A 15,998-nucleotide genomic window follows, 5' to 3' on the forward strand; every position below is an offset into this window, starting at 1 on the left:
GTTACCCTACTATAAGTTTATAGTTAGCGATACATTAAATTGTGTTCCGTTAGCTTTTATGTAATTAGAATCTCTTGCGTTCCATTGAGAAATTAGATTGTAATAATCTTCATTCAGTAAGTTTTTAATACCTAATCCCAATTTTGTGTTTTCAGTTAAGTCATAATTGGTGGTAAGGTTTAATACCCCAAAACTATCAACTGGTCCTTGTCCGTAAGAGTAACTTGGTTCGAAACGATCTCTGTCACCGCTGTAAATATAAGCTAAACGAGCATCAAATCTATTGTTCCATTTGTAAGATACATAAGAGACAATTTTTACTGGTGGAATTCTATCTCCTCCCATATAAGTGTCGTAATCGCCACTATCTTGGCTATCTATTTTTCCTTCCGTATAAGAAACAGAAGTTCCAAAGTTTACATTTCTAGCTATTTCAGTGTCTAATGAGAGCTCAAATCCATATACTTTTTCTGGCTGACGTAGAATCTCGAAAGCACCACTTTCTGTTTCGCTATACGTAGATCCTAAGTCTGATGTGCTTATAAAGTATGCTCCGCTAATGCTTGTTGCTCTTCCTAAATGTGTATTAAAACCTATTTCGTAATTATTTGCAATCACTGCTTCAGAATTAATTTCGCTTACAGTATTTTCCGTTGCAGAACGTAGCGTTCTCCCTAAATCAGCAATAGAAAAACTTTGTGAAAAACTAATAAAAGGCTTAAATACGCTCCATTTGTTGTAACGTAACCCTGCATTAAAAGTAGTTGCATTATAATCTAACTCTCCGCCAGTAATATCTACGCCACCGCTGTTTGGAGTAGTTTCACCAACATTATATCTTGTAAGTGTTGTGTAGTCTGGAATATCAATATTTATATTTTCGAATCTTACTCCTGCCTTTAAAACAAAATTCTTATAGATTGTTTTTAACTGCGCATAAGGAGCAAAGTTTGTCATATCCATTTCTGGAACCCACTCACGGCCATCAACTAATTCTTGAGATGTTCTGTCATTTAAAACATCTACACCATAAAGAATATTACCCGTTACCTCTCCAAAAGTATACGAAGTATTTAAATTAAAACGCGCTCCTTTTTTTGATGATAATATAGAAGACTGTCCGCCATCATATCCTAAGTTAGGATCGTAAAAACTATCTGTATATCCGTATACCGTTTTAAAATCTTGCATGTATAGATTTAATCTGAAATCTGTTTTACCAAAAATCTCATCATAATCGTATGTTAGTTGAGCGTTATGGTTGTATCTATTTCCTTGGTCTTCACCTAGATCTTCACCAAGCACTCCAATAGTAGGTGTTTCACCATAAACTCCTACTTGCGGAATGTAGTCTGTATCTTGATTGCTGCTGAAGTAATTGTACATTAATTCAACCCTTTGCTTTTCGGTAATCTGATAATTTAATTTACCAAATAAGCTATATTGACTTGTTTCACCCAATCCATAGAAAGGAGAGATAACCTCACCATTTGCATCTTTATAAACTCCTGTTTGTCTAAAACTTCCGCTAGCAACATATCCTAGTTTATTAATCTGACCGTTAAAAGTCTGAGTAACTTTAGCACCAACCGTATTATCAATATCTACTAAAGCACCTTCAGCACCAATATAGGTTGTGCTTTCCATTTTCTTTGTGGCATGTGGCTTTTTAGTAATGTAGTTTACAATACCACCATCGGCACCATTTCCATAAATAGCAGTAGCTCCTTTTATAACCTCTACACGCTCTAAAGTGCTCGGATCAATAGTATTTACATCTCTTCCTCCTGCTCTTAATGGTGTAGATTGCGGAATTCCATCAATAAGCACCAACATTCTTCTACCTCTTAGCGTTTGTCCTGTGCTACTTGTTTGATTTGAACTTAGAGACATTCCTGGGACTTCGGTAAGTACATCAGCAACAGAATTACTAGTTTGTGCTAAGTTTTCTACTTGTTTAGAGGTTAAAACAGAAACAGAAGATGTTACTTCGTCCAATGTTTCTCTTGTTCTGTTAGAGGTAATAACAACTTCATTTAGTTGCTCCATAGACTCTTCTAAAACAACATTTAGTTCTATAGAAGTATTGTTTTTTATGTCTACTTTTTTAGTGATTGTAGAAAAACCAATTGCAGAGAATCTAACAGTATAAGAACCATTCTCAATATTGCTTATTTCATAAGTACCGTTGTTTGTAGTAGTGGTACCCTTATTATTTTCTTTTATCGTAACTGAAATATAAGGAATCGGTTCATTGGTGTTATCGGTTACCTTTCCTCGGATACTTCCATCTTGTCCATATATAGTTATTGAACTGATGAAAAACAGTAAAAATGCGAAATATTTCATTCTTATTCTTATTTAGATTCTTTTAAAATAAGCGCAAATGTACAGTCATTTTATTCTTATCCAAAAAATATCAGTGTTAATTCTTAATATTTTCTAAAATAACAATGAACTGTACTGATTAAGAGTTCTACTATTAATAGCTTTATTTTATGCTGCTGATTACATCTTTACATAAAGAATTTGTATTTTCGTGATTATTGAAACAAAATGAAGTTAAAAAGTTATAAATATGACAAACAACATAAAGGAATCTAAAATATCTGAAGCATTAAAAGAGTTAGGAGTAGAGTCCAATAGTTTAGGAACTTCTACAGGAAACGAATGGTTTACTTCTGGCGAAGAGTTAATTTCTACTTCTCCTGTTGATGGAGCTGTAATAGGGAAAGTAAAGCAAACGACTGCTGAAGATTATGAAAAAGTAATTAAAACGGCGGAAGGAGCATTTAAAGAGTGGCGAAAAGTAACTGCGCCTCAGCGTGGAGAAATAGTGCGTCAATTTGGTCTAGAATTACGAACGCATAAAAATGCTTTAGGAAAATTGGTTTCTTATGAAATGGGGAAATCCTACCAAGAAGGTTTAGGAGAAGTTCAAGAAATGATAGATATCTGCGATTTCGCAGTAGGATTATCACGCCAGTTACATGGTCTTACCATGCATTCTGAACGTCCAGGGCATAGAATGTACGAACAATACCATCCTTTGGGAATTGTTGGGATTATCTCTGCGTTTAATTTCCCTGTTGCCGTTTGGGCTTGGAATACTGCCTTGGCATGGGTTTGTGGAGATGTTTGCGTATGGAAACCTTCAGAAAAAACACCATTAACCTCTGTTGCTTGTCAGAAATTAATCGGTAATGTTATCAAAGCGAACAATCTGCCAGAAGGAATCTCTTGTTTAATTACAGGTGATTATAAAGTAGGAGAGTTGCTTACAAATGATAAAAGAATTCCATTGGTTTCTGCAACAGGATCCATCCGAATGGGGAAAATTGTAGCGCAAGCTGTTGCTGCTCGTTTAGGGAAATCTTTACTGGAATTAGGGGGGAATAATGCTATTATAGTTACGCCAGATGCTGATGTTAAGATGACGGTTATTGGAGCTGTATTTGGAGCTGTTGGTACTTGTGGGCAACGTTGTACTTCTACGAGAAGACTAATCGTGCATGAAGACATGTATGATAAAGTTAAGAATGCATTGGTGGAAGCGTATAAGCAATTAAGAATTGGAGATCCTTTGGATGAAAATAATCATGTTGGGCCACTTATCGATAAAGATGCTGTGAATAATTATTTAACTGCTTTGGATGAAGTTAAAAAAGAAGGAGGTACTATTTTAGTTGAAGGAGGAGTGCTTGAAGGCAAAGGTTATGAAAGTGGATGTTATGTAAAACCAGCCATTGCAGAAGCTAAAAACGATTATAAAATAGTTCAGCATGAAACATTTGCTCCTATTCTTTATTTAATGAAGTATAAAGGAAGTATAGAGGATGCTATCGAGCTTCAAAACGGTGTAGTGCAAGGATTGTCTTCTGCAGTTATGACTAATAATTTAAGAGAAGCAGAACACTTTTTATCTTATCAAGGATCGGATTGTGGGATAGCGAATGTAAATATTGGAACTAGTGGTGCCGAGATTGGAGGTGCTTTTGGTGGAGAAAAAGAAACAGGTGGAGGTCGCGAAAGTGGATCGGATGCTTGGAAAGTTTACATGAGACGCCAAACAAATACTATTAATTACACTACAGAACTTCCTTTAGCACAAGGAATAAAATTTGATTTGTAGTTAGGGAATAATATAAAAAAAAGCGGAGTTGAATTAACAACTCCGCTTTTTTGTTTTATAAAACTCCATTTGCCTCAACCCATTTAAAAATATGTGGGTCTTGAGGAGTAGCCATCCTTTCAGAAATACGTTTTAATCTATCAGGAAGAGCAACTAAATAATCTCTAGCTTTCTCTCCTTTATCATTTAATTCTCTAATCTTATCGATTTCCCAATATTGGTTCAATCTTTCAAGAATATTAATGTAATCAAAAGTAGTGTAAACACCTAAGCGTTGCGCTGCATTCGAGAAGTTCTCGAAGGCACTTCCGATGTGGTCCCCAGATTCTCTTACAAATTGTGCAGGCATTACGATCTTTTTCTTCATCATATCAGCAAAAGCAATCATCATTTCACTGGCATCATATTCAAAAATCGTTTTTACAAATTCTCGGTATGCTAAATGGTGTCTCATTTCATCCCCAGCAATAATATTACACATTTTTGCTAGCATCGGATTTCCTTTCTTTTTAGCTAGTTGTCCAACTCTCTTGTGAGAAATATTGGTTGCTAACTCTTGGAAAGAAGTGTATACAAAATTTTTATATGGGTCTCTTCCTGTACCGATATCAAAACCATCGGCAATCATATGTTGTGTTGTAACTTCAATTTCCTTCATGTTTACACGTCCAGAAAGATATAGGTATTTGTTCAACACATCTCCGTGTCTGTTTTCTTCTGCAGTCCAGTGGCGAACCCATTTAGACCATCCATTTCTAGATTGCTGGTCTACACCTTCTACATCCATTAACCAAGATTCGTATGTTGGTAATGCTTCTTCAGTAATAGTATCTCCAACGAGTACTACCCAGAAGTCGTATCCTAATTCTTGCGCCTCTCCTCTAATTTTTTTTACGTCTTCAAAGAAGTTTTCACTTTGAGAGTCCGGAAGAAAATCTGTAGGCTGCCATATTTTTTCAGCAGGAATAAGATATTGTTCAAGAAAAGAGTCTACTCTCTTCTCGATGGTTCTCATTACTTCAAGTCTAATATTATGTAGTGACATGTTGTTCTGGTTTTTATGTTGGTAAATATCGTATTTCTATAAATTAAATACGAACACTTTAAGATATTTATAGTATTTTCCCTTATTATAGGGTCTGTTTCACGATTTTACACCTAATTAAGTATAATTAAATGATACTTTTAGCGATTCCTTGTTTATTTTAAATTACCTCCAACAGGCTTTTTAAATATTTCCATCTCCATTAACGCAAGGTCTCTAAATAACAATTCAGGATAATAATATAAGTTGGCTAATATAGGTTACAAAATAGAACTATTAAAGTTCTTTTGAGGGTAACTTAAAGATACGAAATAAAAATGTACATTATGTTTTTTTAATGTTATGATAACTAATTGATTTAAAGTTTTTTATATATTTCGAGTAATCATTTAAGATTTTGTTTAAATTTGAGTGTAAGAAATTATAAATCAAACCCATATATATGAAATCAACATATTTAGTTGGTATTATTCTGACCATTATAGTAGGTTCATTTTTTAATTGGATTTTATGCTGTGAGGCGGTAAATGTCACTTCTGATAAAAATCAAGAAATTGTATCGCCAAAAGAATCTACTCCATTAGTAAATCCGATGGTTATAAAAGATAGTACGGGAGATTTTAATTATACTACAAATGACAACTATAACTTTAATAAATCTGACTTCGTAATATTAAGGCCTTTGGGAGAAGGTGTGGATAAAGGTGTTGATGAATTAAAAGATTATATCAATCAGAATAACGGTAAGTTTATAAACATAAATGGTTTTTATTCAATTTCTGAAAAAAACAATTCTGCTTTTCCAAACTTAGGAATGGCAAGAGCAAATGCTATTAAAAATCATTTAATAGCGCAAGGAGTATCTTCAAAAAAGATAAATACTTCTGGAGATTTAAAGCCAGATTTGGTAATTCAAGATAGTGATAGTATTTATATCGGTCCTGTGTCTTTTGTGATTTCGAGTGATTCAGATTTTGAAGATGCGGAAGCTATTGTGGCAGATATTATTAAGAATCCTATTGTGTTATATTTTGAAACTGGAGAGAGTACAATAAAGTTGTATAAAGATCAGAAAGCTAAATATATGAACATAGTGAAGGCGCTAGATAAGGTTGATAATATTTCTGTGCATATTATTGGTTATACGGATAATACCGGTGATACGGCTAATAATATAACTTTAGGGAAAGAAAGGGCGGAGTTTATTAAAGCATATTTAGTGAGAAATGGAATTCCTGCGGGAAGTATTGAAACTCTTTCTAAAGGAGAAGAAGACCCCGTAGCTAATAATAGTACAATTGAAGGGCGCGCTAAAAATCGCCGTACAGTAATTACCATAAAAAAAGAATCATCCAAAATTTAAATATATGAACTGGTGTTTAATTATTCCGATAATAGTAGGTGTTATTTGTGCTATTTTAGGTTATTTATTAGGTAAGTCATCTTCGAATAATACTGATGAAATAGGAGCTTGGCAAAAGAAGTATGATAAATTAGAGGCAGATTTAAGCGAATGTAGATCGAAATTAGCTCTAAAACCCTCGGAGCCGATAGCAGCTACAGAATCTCCAAATACTTCTGCTACTTTACTTCCTTTTGACGCTACATTAGCTAAAGCTGCATTCGGGAAAAAAATAAAACAAGACGATCTTAAAATTGTGGAGGGAATAGGCCCTAAAATAGAGCTGCTTTTTCATTCAAAAGGAATTAAAACATGGAAAGACTTATCAGAATGTAGTGTGCAAAAATGTACAGAAGTTTTACAATCTGGAGGAAAAGCATACGAAATTCATAAACCTGGAACCTGGCCAGAGCAAGCAAAATTAGCTTATGAAGGTAAGTGGACCGAGCTCCATAAGTGGCAAGGCGAGTTAAAAGGAGGTAAATAAAGTTTACCTGTTAAGCATACAGAAGCCCTCTTTTAAAGAGGGTTTTTTAATTTCTTCCGTTTTCATCAGGATACAATTCGTTTACATTGTCACTTTGCCAATATTCTTTTGTGTCCACATCCATTATCGTAAGCGGACTTTTATATGCAGCTCCAGTATCCATATTCCAAACACGATCGATATTTACTGGTGTAGTTTCCCCGATTCTTATGGTAGGCGTATGTCCGATGTAAATTTCTTTGTAATGTTTTAATCGCTTTGGGTAATAAGGGCTGTCTTCAGTTAACGTTTTGTCCATTGCCAAAAGCATTTCCCAAAGAGTTCTGTCCCAGTACATCATTTCAGGGAAATATTCTTTATCAACACCATGTAAATTTGTAAATCCTGCATGAATATAAAGACGGTTTTTATCATCTAAATAATGGTTTTCTAGAGATTTAAAAAAATCGATATGAATGTTTATCTCCGTTTTACTAAGTTTATTATAAGCATCGAGCGTTGCTTTGCCTCCATGGAATAACCATAACTCATTATCCTTTTGCGTAATAAGCCAGTCAAGAAATAAGGCATCATGATTTCCTTTTATAAAAATACATTCATTAGAGCTTCGTAATGAGATAAGTTTATTTATTACCTGTGGTGATTCACTCCAACCATCTACATAATCACCTAAGAAAATTAGCGTATCATTTTCGGTTACATTAGCAAGGGATAAAACTTGTTCTAAAGCGCGAAATGCACCATGAATATCACCGATTACAAGCGTTCTTTTTGTCATGAAGTCACTTTTAAAGTATATTTATGGTGAAATTACGATATAAGTTTGGGAATGAAAAAAGTTTATTGTGTAGGAGAGTTGTTAATAGATTTTGTTGCTGAAAACCAAGGAGCAGATTTATCTATTGCGAGTAGTTTTGTAAAGAAAGCAGGCGGAGCACCAGCAAATGTAGCTGCTGCAATAGCAAAGCTAGAGGGAAAAAGTGAGTTTGTAGGTTGCGTAGGTCAAGATGCTTTTGGAGATTTTCTAGCTGAAACCCTTAAGGAAAATGGAGTAGGAATAACAAATCTTCAACGGTCTAATATATTTACAACATTAGCATTTGTCTCAATTGCTGAAGATGGAGAGCGTGATTTTGTATTCAGTAGAGGAGCGGATAAAGAATTGGTCCATCAGGAGGAGTTAGCAAGCGACTTAAAAAATCAGATTGTTCATTTCGGAGCGGCTACCAGTTTTTTGGGAGGTTCGCTAGAAACGGCATACCATCAATATTTGGAAGATGCTATTTCAGAAAATGCTTTCATTAGCTTCGACCCTAATTATAGAGCAGATCTATGGAAAGGAAATTCAGATGTTTTTATTGAAAAATGCATTCCGTATATAAAAAAGGCAGATTTCGCTAAGTTTAGTGAAGAGGAGGCTATGTTAATTGCTGGAAAAGAAACTTTATTGGATGCGTGTAAAGCACTTCATTTATATGGAGTAAAATTAATTGCTGTTACATTAGGGAGTAAAGGAACATTTTTAAGTACAGAAAACGAAAATATTATTATAGAAAGTACTGCGGTAACCGCTGTAGATACTACTGGAGCAGGAGATGCTTTTGTAGGGTGTTTTTTATATCAACTTTCATTAGAGGATAATATTTCAGAAACAATAAATGATTTTTCGAAGCTTAAAAAAATGATAGCAATAGCCAATAAAGCGGGGGCGATAACAACCACAAAATTCGGTGCGATAAATGCATTGCCAACGGCAGATCAAGTTGGGGTGTGATTTAAGAATACTCCACTTTTCTTAAAATTCTCAATGCTTCTTTAAGGGAGGCATATACATCTTTATTGTGCTCTTTTACAAACCATCTGTAATCTTCTAGCATCTGTTTGGCGCCTCCAAAACCATTCAAATAGCAAATAAGATGTGTTGCTGGGATGTTTTTGAGGTCTTTTTCATCACGATTATTTAATGGGAGTCCTTTTTTTAGTTTTTCCAGAATGGTGTTATTGGTATTGAAAATGTGATAGAGCATTTTTCGGTCGTACTGCGGAGGATCAAAAATTAGTGTACTGTTAATTTTGTAAGAGCCATTATCGTTAAAAAGGATTTCTACTTTTTCTAGGGGATAGAATTTTTTATTATTGCTTAATCCCAATTTCACATATTCAGTAATAGAAAAAGAGTGATCGTTATAATTAATCTCGACTTCATCTAAGGCAGAATAAAATAGTTTTACTTGCTCGTTTATAAGTTCGATATCAACCCGAGAGTAATAAACCTTGTTGTCAATTTTTTTAATTTTTCCAGCCCAACATACTACAAACTGCTCTTTAAAAACTTTATAGTCAGATTCTAAATCTCGGTGTTTGTTATTTATAAAATCGATAACTCCATCTAAGGTGAGTTCGATATTATTTTTGGCATGTTGCTCAATTTCATTAACAATCGCAGAATTGGTGTCTTTTATTTCAATATCAAAAATTTTAGGCATGCTGATGCTTCCATCTCTAAAGAAAACACTTCCTCCCCAATATTTCCATATGTTCTTTTTTAAAGCTGCTAGTTTTCCTGAAGAGCGAATAGTAACTAAGCCGACTACCTTCCCTTCAGGGAGTTTTGGGAAGTATATATTTTCATAAGAAACAAAAGGAGCATTTACAATGTAGGCATTTACAAGATTCTGAATCTTGCTATCGTCAAAAAAATCAACGCCAACAATTTTATTATCTTCATCTTCAACGCCAATTACAATAAAAGAATTGTTATTAGGATTAGAATTTGCTAATGCGCAGATGTGTTTTATAAATTTTGCCTTCCCTTCTTTATCTCCAATATTTATAAATCGCTTCTTATCATAAAAACTGTTTTCGTCGTTATGAGCCAATAGATTTTTTACTAGCAAGCGTTTATTAATCATTCAGCAATATATCCTTAATTATTTGACTTTAAAGATATAAAGTAGAAATGTAAAGGAAAAGACATTCATTCTTTTCCTTTAATAAACTATAGATTTTTATTTACGATCGTACTTGTAGCTTGCGCAGTCGGCATTACAATCAGGTCAGCAATATTTACATGTGGTGGTCTAGTAACCGTAAAATGGATTATATCTGCAATGTCTTCAGGTTTTAAAGGATCAAAACCTTTATAAACAGTAGCTGCTTTATCTGTATCCCCTTTAAAGCGAACTTTACTAAACTCTGTTTCTACTAATCCAGGATTTATAGCTCCAACACGAATTCCATGTGCATGAAGGTCTATTCTCATACCTTGATTAATAGCATCAACGGCGTGTTTGCTTGCGCAATAGACGTTTCCGCCAGGATATACTTCTTTTCCAGCAGTAGATCCAATATTTATAATATGTCCAGATTTACGTGCTATCATTCCAGGGATAACAGCTTTAGAAATATAAAGGAGTCCCTTAACGTTAATATCCATCATAGCTTCCCAATCGGAGATATCCCCTTTGTCAATAGGAGAAAGTCCATGCGCATTCCCTGCATTATTTATGAGAATGTCAATTTCTTTAAATGCTGAAGGGAGATTTTCGATAGCTTCAAAAACAAGTTCTTTATTACGAATATCAAATGTTAAGGTATGTACTTTTACTTTAGCTGAAAGTTCTTCTTTAAGCTTCTCTAATCGTTCGTTCCTTCTTCCGCAGATGATCAGATCAATACCATGATTAGCAAATACTTTTGCAGTTGCGTTTCCAATACCGCTAGTTGCTCCTGTTATAAGTGCAATTTTATTTTTCATGAGTTTATCTTTTTGTTGTAGTGCTTTTCAGAAATTAAAAGTAATCATAATATAAACGCTTAGAAAAATCGATTTTAAAATTCTATCGTTTGACGTAAATTTTTTCAATCAAAAAAAAGTTGAAGTTTCATACAATAAATCAATTTCCGAATCTTAACACTTGTTAACATCTTTCTGCTGTTAAAGCGGCGTACATAAAAATAAGACCACATTGCGCAAGAGGTTTTAGAGATTAAAATTTAACAACAAACAAACCCAATGATGAAAAATTTAAAGAGATTATCACAAGTTGTATTAATGGCTTTTGCCATGCTATTTATAGCTGCTAGTTGTAGTGACGACGATAATGATGGTGCAGAAGTGCCGTCTTCAGATATGGCAAAAGTAACCGTAAAATTAGTAGATGCCCCTGGTGACTACGAAAAGGTAAATGTCGATATCCAAGATGTTATGATTAACAGAACCGACGACGAAGAAGGAGGATGGGAAAGTATCGGAGAAGTAAATGCTGGTGTTTACGATTTATTAGAATTAACTGGAGGTGCAAATGTTGTGCTTGTAGATGAAGAGATTCCTGCTGGAGAAGTAAAACAAATGAGACTTGTTTTAGGAGACAATAATACTGTTGTGATTGAAGGAGAAGAGTTTCCTTTAAAAACACCAAGTGCAGAGCAGTCAGGATTAAAAATAAAGTTGGACGATGCCGAAATGGAAGGTGGATTTACATATGAAGTAGTGCTAGATTTTGACGCGGAGAAATCTATCGTAGATGCTGGAAACTCTGATAATATTATTCTTAAGCCTGTAATTAATGCGAGTACAGAAGTAAATTCAGGAAGAATTATGGGGGCTGTTTCTCCCGTAGATTTCCAAACGTTGGCTTGGGTAGTTGCAGATCAAGATACTATTACGACCTACACAAACGAAGATGGACTTTTTGTATTAAATGGTGTGCCTGCTGGAACATATGATGTAATGCTTACTCCAGATGAAGATTCAGGTTTTGCTGATGCTACTATTGAAGATGTTGAGGTAGAAAACGGATCAGTTGCCGATGTTGGTGCTGTAGAATTAATACAGATTTCTGGAGGTAGTATTTCTGGAACTGTAATTAATGCTGATGTTACTATTACTGCTTCTATTTTAGTTGAAGATGAAATAGTTTCTGCTGATACAAATGCTGAAGGTGTATTTACATTAGAAGGTGTTCCTGCTGGGACTTATGTTTTAACTTTAACACCTGCGGAAGGTTCTGCTTTTGATGTAAAAGAAATTGAAACTGTTGAAGTTATGGACGGAGAAGCAACTGCTTTAGGTGAAATAAGCTTGTAATAGTTAAAAAAACATAAAAATCTACTAAGAGTAGTCTAATCTTTAGGCTACTCTTAATTTTTTAACCTATTGTTAACAGCGACAGTCTAAATAAATTTTCAATTTGCGTCCTATTATAGATGGTGTTATATTGATGCCTCAAAAAATTAACATAAATGGAGCAAAATACTACGTTGGATATTAATGCTATTAACGAGAAAATTGAAAAAGAAAGTGCTTTTATCGATGTGCTAACCTTAGAAATGAATAAGGTTATCGTTGGTCAAAAGCATATGGTAGAAAGATTGTTGATTGGCCTTTTGGGTCAAGGTCATATTCTATTGGAAGGTGTTCCTGGGTTGGCAAAGACATTGGCTATTAATACATTATCTAAAGCTGTAGATGGTAGCTTTAGTAGAGTGCAATTTACCCCAGACCTTTTACCTGCCGATGTTGTAGGTACGTTAATTTACAATATGAAGGATAATGACTTTTCGATTAAGAAAGGTCCAATATTTGCAAATTTTGTATTGGCAGATGAGATTAACCGTGCACCAGCAAAAGTGCAATCTGCTCTTTTGGAGGCCATGCAAGAAAAGCAAGTTACTATTGGAGACGAAACTTTTACACTTGACAAGCCATTTTTAGTAATGGCAACACAGAATCCTGTGGAGCAAGAAGGGACGTATCCATTACCAGAAGCACAAGTTGACCGTTTTATGTTGAAAACGGTAATTAAATACCCGAAATTAGATGAAGAGCAACTTATTATCCGAGCGAATCTAAAAGGGGAATTCAATAAGGTAAATAAAGTAGTTTCCATAGAGCAAATTCTTAGAGCTCAAGCTTCTGTTAGAGAAGTTTATATGGATGAAAAAATCGAGAAATATATCCTTGATATAATTTTTGCAACACGTTATCCAGAGAAATACAACCTTGCAGAGTTGAAGCCACTTATTAGTTTTGGTGCTTCACCAAGGGGTAGTATTAATTTGGCAGTAGCTGCAAAATGTTATGCGTTTATAAAAAGAAGAGGATATGTAATTCCAGAAGATGTTCGTGCTGTAATCCATGATGTGCTACGCCACAGAGTAGGAATTACATATGAGGCAGAAGCAGAGAATATTACTTCAGAAGAAATAATTAATAAAATTGTAAACGAAATAGAAGTACCATAGATAATTGAAAAAAAAATTATGATACGGAGAAGGTTGTTTTGGAAAACTCTAAAACACATAAAACTTCGAAGTGTTAAACTCAGCTAATGAGTAAATTTTATTGAGATCTCATGGATTCGATAAAACAAACTTTCAATAAAAAATGGATACTAAAGAACTACTTAAAAAGGTTAGAAAAATAGAGATAAAGACCCGTAGATTGAGTGATCATATCTTTGGCGGGGAATATCATTCTACATTTAAAGGGCGTGGGATGACATTTAGCGAAGTCCGCAGTTACCAATTTGGTGATGATGTAAGGAATATCGACTGGAATGTTACTGCGCGTTATAACGAACCTTATATAAAAGTTTTTGAAGAGGAACGCGAACTCACCATGATGCTTATGGTAGATGTGAGTGGATCGGAGCTATTTGGAACAACCAATCAATTCAAAAAAGATATTATTACTGAAATATCGGCTACGCTAGCATTTTCTGCTATGCAAAATAACGATAAAATTGGGTTAATATTATTTTCAGATCAGATAGAATTATACATCCCGCCAAAAAAGGGAAGATTTCATGTGTTACGAATTATTCGTGAGTTGATTGAGTTTAAGCCGTCAAATAAGAATACAGATATAAATGGTGCACTTAAATTTATGTCTAGCGTAAGCAAGAAAAAGGTAATCGCATTTGTATTGTCAGATTTTATGTCTGATGCTTATGAACATGCTCTTAAAATAGCTGCAAATAAGCATGACATTACAGGAATAAGAATCTATGACGAAAAGGAAGAAGCTATTCCTAATATTGGTTTCGTGCAGATGGAAGATGCAGAAACTGGAGAACTGATGCTTGTAAATACAAAGTCAAAAAGTGTTCGTAATCAGTATGCGCAACATTATAAAGACAATGTGAATTATTTTCAAACAGTATTCACTAAAAGTGGGGCAGGGGTAATAAGTAGTCGCGTAGATGAAAGTTATGTGAAGAAATTATTAGGGTATTTTAAACGAAGAGGATAAAAAGAATTAACCATAAGAATGACAAATTTAATTTTTAAGAATAGGTTTAAGATGTCGCTTCGAGGGAAGTCGGGCATGCTGTTGCTTATATTCTTTTGTGTTTCCTATTTTACCATAGCACAATCTACACCAACAATAAAATCTTCTGTAGATTCTACAGAAATAAAAATTGGGGAGCAGATACTTTTTAAGGTTGAAGTGGAAGCAGATACTACTGCGCAGGTAATTTTTCCTGAAGGGCAAACTTTTATGCCTATAGAAGTGGTGGAAGCTTTACCAACGGATACATTGATAAATCAAGATAAATTCAATTTAATAAAAAAATATGCATTAACGCAGTTTGATTCTGGGAGTTATACGCTACCGCGTCAACAGATAATGATTAACAACAAGCCTTATTTTACGGATTCTTTGCAAATAGAAGTAAATACCGTTGTTGTAGATACGTTAAAGCAAAAAATGTATGATATAAAAGGTTTGGCACAAGTAGACAAGCCTCTTGGAGATTGGTGGATTTGGCTACTTGTTGGGATTGTAATTGCTGCTCTTGTTGGAGGTTTACTTTATTGGTTTGTTTTTAGAAAGAAACCACTTTCCGAAGAAGAAAAGATAGCATTATTGCCTCCTTATGATCGTGCTCTTGCTGAATTAAAAAAATTAGACGAATCTAAATACCTTATCCAATCGGAATACAAAGAGTATTATTCAGAATTAACGAATATTGTACGTTCATATTTAGAAGAAGATGCACATATTTCTGCATTGGAGAGTACAACAGATGAGTTGATTTTTAAAATGGAAATGCTTCGTGATGCAGGGAATTTAAAAATTGATGATGAAACGTTAAAGCAGTTTAAAAATGTACTTCAAACTGCCGATTTAGTAAAGTTTGCAAAGTCTACTCCCGAAGGTTCGATTATAGATCGTGATAGAAAGTCTATTGAGCATATTGTTGTAAAAACTAAAGAAGCCCTTCCAGAGCCTACAGAAGAGGAGTTGATGGAGCAAGAAGAATACATGGAGGCCTACAAGCAGAAAAAGAAAAAGCAACAAATAAGATACGCTATTGCTGCTGGAATCGGAGTGTTGTTAATTGTTGTAGGGATATTCACGTATACTTATGGCTTTAAAAATGTTAAGGATTCGGTTTTCGGGAACGCTACAAAATCTTTACTCGAAGAGCAGTGGGTAGGAAGTTCTTATGGATACCCAGCAATTTATGTGGAAACACCGGTTGTTCTAAAGAGAGAGACTGATATTACAACAGATGAAGCGGCAGGAACTAATACTTATCAGGTGTTTTCTTATGGAGATTTACTAAGTAAGTTCTATATACAGACAAGTATCTCTACCTATAAAAAAGAAGCTGATTTCGATGCTAAGAAAGCGATAGATGCAGCGCTAGCAAAAGTAGAGGCAGCTGGAGCTAAGAATATGATTGTAAAACAAGAAGACTTAGTAACGCCAACAGGAAAGAAAGGGAATAAGGTTTTTGGAACATTAGAAATAGAAAACCCTGATGATAAGAAGATGAAGAAGTCTGCTTACGTTATTCTTAGTTTTGTTGAAAATGGAGGTTTCCAGCAGATAATTATGGTATATGAGAATGGCGATAGTTACGCGGAAGATATTGTTAAAAGAGTAACCAACTCTATAGATTTTAAAACGGAAAGCTAA

At 34.4% G+C, this 15,998-nt stretch carries 13 protein-coding genes; 8 read left to right on the forward strand and 5 right to left on the reverse strand.

The genetic code is table 11. From position 1 onward, the window contains the following. Nucleotides 1-9: 9 nt before the first annotated feature. The gene (locus ACN0TY_RS03970; RefSeq protein ID WP_417443445.1) at nucleotides 10-2,349 is read right to left on the reverse strand and encodes a TonB-dependent receptor; all 2,340 of its coding nucleotides are present in this window, start codon (nucleotides 2,347-2,349) and stop codon (nucleotides 10-12) included. A gap of 229 nt (nucleotides 2,350-2,578) precedes the next feature. On the opposite strand from ACN0TY_RS03970, the gene ACN0TY_RS03975 reads away from it, so the two are divergent. Continuing rightward, nucleotides 2,579-4,132, forward strand: coding sequence for an aldehyde dehydrogenase family protein (locus ACN0TY_RS03975; RefSeq protein WP_417443446.1), 1,554 nt, complete (start codon nucleotides 2,579-2,581; stop codon nucleotides 4,130-4,132). 55 nt (nucleotides 4,133-4,187) lie between these two features. Here ACN0TY_RS03975 and ACN0TY_RS03980 read toward each other — a convergent pair whose 3' ends face one another. Next, entirely contained in the window at nucleotides 4,188-5,177 is a 990-nt protein-coding gene (locus tag ACN0TY_RS03980; protein WP_417443447.1) for an acyl-ACP desaturase, read from the reverse strand. Between the two features lie 442 nt (nucleotides 5,178-5,619). Here ACN0TY_RS03980 and ACN0TY_RS03985 point away from each other — a divergent pair, with 442 nt between their 5' ends. Both ACN0TY_RS03985 and ACN0TY_RS03990 read left to right on the forward strand, forming a co-directional pair. After that, nucleotides 5,620-6,540 carry an OmpA family protein gene (locus tag ACN0TY_RS03985; protein WP_417443448.1) on the forward strand — a complete coding sequence of 307 codons (921 nt, stop codon included), beginning with the start codon at nucleotides 5,620-5,622 and terminating at the stop codon, nucleotides 6,538-6,540. A gap of 4 nt (nucleotides 6,541-6,544) precedes the next feature. Continuing rightward, nucleotides 6,545-7,066: a hypothetical protein gene (locus tag ACN0TY_RS03990; protein WP_417443449.1), complete on the forward strand. Its 522-nt coding sequence runs from the start codon at nucleotides 6,545-6,547 to the stop codon at nucleotides 7,064-7,066. Between the two features lie 46 nt (nucleotides 7,067-7,112). Here the strand turns inward: ACN0TY_RS03990 and ACN0TY_RS03995 are convergent, their stop codons facing one another. Then, nucleotides 7,113-7,844, reverse strand: a complete 732-nt coding sequence (locus ACN0TY_RS03995) for a metallophosphoesterase (RefSeq protein ID WP_417443450.1) — start codon at nucleotides 7,842-7,844, stop codon at nucleotides 7,113-7,115. 51 nt (nucleotides 7,845-7,895) lie between these two features. On the opposite strand from ACN0TY_RS03995, the gene ACN0TY_RS04000 reads away from it, so the two are divergent. After that, on the forward strand, nucleotides 7,896-8,840 hold the full coding sequence (locus tag ACN0TY_RS04000; protein WP_417443451.1) for a carbohydrate kinase family protein: 945 nt from the start codon (nucleotides 7,896-7,898) through the stop codon (nucleotides 8,838-8,840). A 1-nt stretch (nucleotide 8,841) separates the two neighbouring features. On the opposite strand, the gene ACN0TY_RS04005 is transcribed toward ACN0TY_RS04000, so the two are convergent. Both ACN0TY_RS04005 and ACN0TY_RS04010 read right to left on the reverse strand, forming a co-directional pair. Beyond that, nucleotides 8,842-9,978 carry an ATP-binding protein gene (locus tag ACN0TY_RS04005; protein ID WP_236957759.1) on the reverse strand — a complete coding sequence of 379 codons (1,137 nt, stop codon included), beginning with the start codon at nucleotides 9,976-9,978 and terminating at the stop codon, nucleotides 8,842-8,844. An 86-nt stretch (nucleotides 9,979-10,064) separates the two neighbouring features. Further along, on the reverse strand, nucleotides 10,065-10,823 hold the full coding sequence (locus tag ACN0TY_RS04010; RefSeq protein WP_417443452.1) for an SDR family NAD(P)-dependent oxidoreductase: 759 nt from the start codon (nucleotides 10,821-10,823) through the stop codon (nucleotides 10,065-10,067). A 258-nt stretch (nucleotides 10,824-11,081) separates the two neighbouring features. On the opposite strand from ACN0TY_RS04010, the gene ACN0TY_RS04015 reads away from it, so the two are divergent. From ACN0TY_RS04015 to ACN0TY_RS04030, 4 genes are all read left to right on the forward strand, one after another. Beyond that, nucleotides 11,082-12,155: a DUF4382 domain-containing protein gene (locus ACN0TY_RS04015; protein ID WP_417443453.1), complete on the forward strand. Its 1,074-nt coding sequence runs from the start codon at nucleotides 11,082-11,084 to the stop codon at nucleotides 12,153-12,155. A gap of 155 nt (nucleotides 12,156-12,310) precedes the next feature. Continuing rightward, nucleotides 12,311-13,312, forward strand: coding sequence for an AAA family ATPase (locus ACN0TY_RS04020; RefSeq protein WP_236957762.1), 1,002 nt, complete (start codon nucleotides 12,311-12,313; stop codon nucleotides 13,310-13,312). A 142-nt stretch (nucleotides 13,313-13,454) separates the two neighbouring features. Further along, a complete protein-coding gene (locus ACN0TY_RS04025; RefSeq protein ID WP_236957763.1) occupies nucleotides 13,455-14,321 on the forward strand; it encodes a DUF58 domain-containing protein in 867 nt (288 codons plus the stop codon). 18 nt (nucleotides 14,322-14,339) lie between these two features. After that, the gene (locus tag ACN0TY_RS04030; RefSeq protein ID WP_417443454.1) at nucleotides 14,340-15,998 is read left to right on the forward strand and encodes a BatD family protein; all 1,659 of its coding nucleotides are present in this window, start codon (nucleotides 14,340-14,342) and stop codon (nucleotides 15,996-15,998) included.

The organism is Joostella sp., assembly GCF_048266025.1.
Classification (GTDB): domain Bacteria; phylum Bacteroidota; class Bacteroidia; order Flavobacteriales; family Flavobacteriaceae; genus Galbibacter; species Galbibacter atrarenae.

Bases quoted from the DNA above. Each gene is read 5' to 3' on its own strand.
- ACN0TY_RS03970 (WP_417443445.1), bottom strand. From the start codon at position 2,349: ATGAAATATTTCGCATTTTTACTGTTTTTCATCAGTTCAATAACTATA.
- ACN0TY_RS03975 (WP_417443446.1), top strand. From the start codon at position 2,579: ATGACAAACAACATAAAGGAATCTAAAATATCTGAAGCATTAAAAGAG.
- ACN0TY_RS03980 (WP_417443447.1), bottom strand. From the start codon at position 5,177: ATGTCACTACATAATATTAGACTTGAAGTAATGAGAACCATCGAGAAG.
- ACN0TY_RS03985 (WP_417443448.1), top strand. From the start codon at position 5,620: ATGAAATCAACATATTTAGTTGGTATTATTCTGACCATTATAGTAGGT.
- ACN0TY_RS03990 (WP_417443449.1), top strand. From the start codon at position 6,545: ATGAACTGGTGTTTAATTATTCCGATAATAGTAGGTGTTATTTGTGCT.
- ACN0TY_RS03995 (WP_417443450.1), bottom strand. From the start codon at position 7,844: ATGACAAAAAGAACGCTTGTAATCGGTGATATTCATGGTGCATTTCGC.
- ACN0TY_RS04000 (WP_417443451.1), top strand. From the start codon at position 7,896: ATGAAAAAAGTTTATTGTGTAGGAGAGTTGTTAATAGATTTTGTTGCT.
- ACN0TY_RS04005 (WP_236957759.1), bottom strand. From the start codon at position 9,978: ATGATTAATAAACGCTTGCTAGTAAAAAATCTATTGGCTCATAACGAC.
- ACN0TY_RS04010 (WP_417443452.1), bottom strand. From the start codon at position 10,823: ATGAAAAATAAAATTGCACTTATAACAGGAGCAACTAGCGGTATTGGA.
- ACN0TY_RS04015 (WP_417443453.1), top strand. From the start codon at position 11,082: ATGATGAAAAATTTAAAGAGATTATCACAAGTTGTATTAATGGCTTTT.
- ACN0TY_RS04020 (WP_236957762.1), top strand. From the start codon at position 12,311: ATGGAGCAAAATACTACGTTGGATATTAATGCTATTAACGAGAAAATT.
- ACN0TY_RS04025 (WP_236957763.1), top strand. From the start codon at position 13,455: ATGGATACTAAAGAACTACTTAAAAAGGTTAGAAAAATAGAGATAAAG.
- ACN0TY_RS04030 (WP_417443454.1), top strand. From the start codon at position 14,340: ATGACAAATTTAATTTTTAAGAATAGGTTTAAGATGTCGCTTCGAGGG.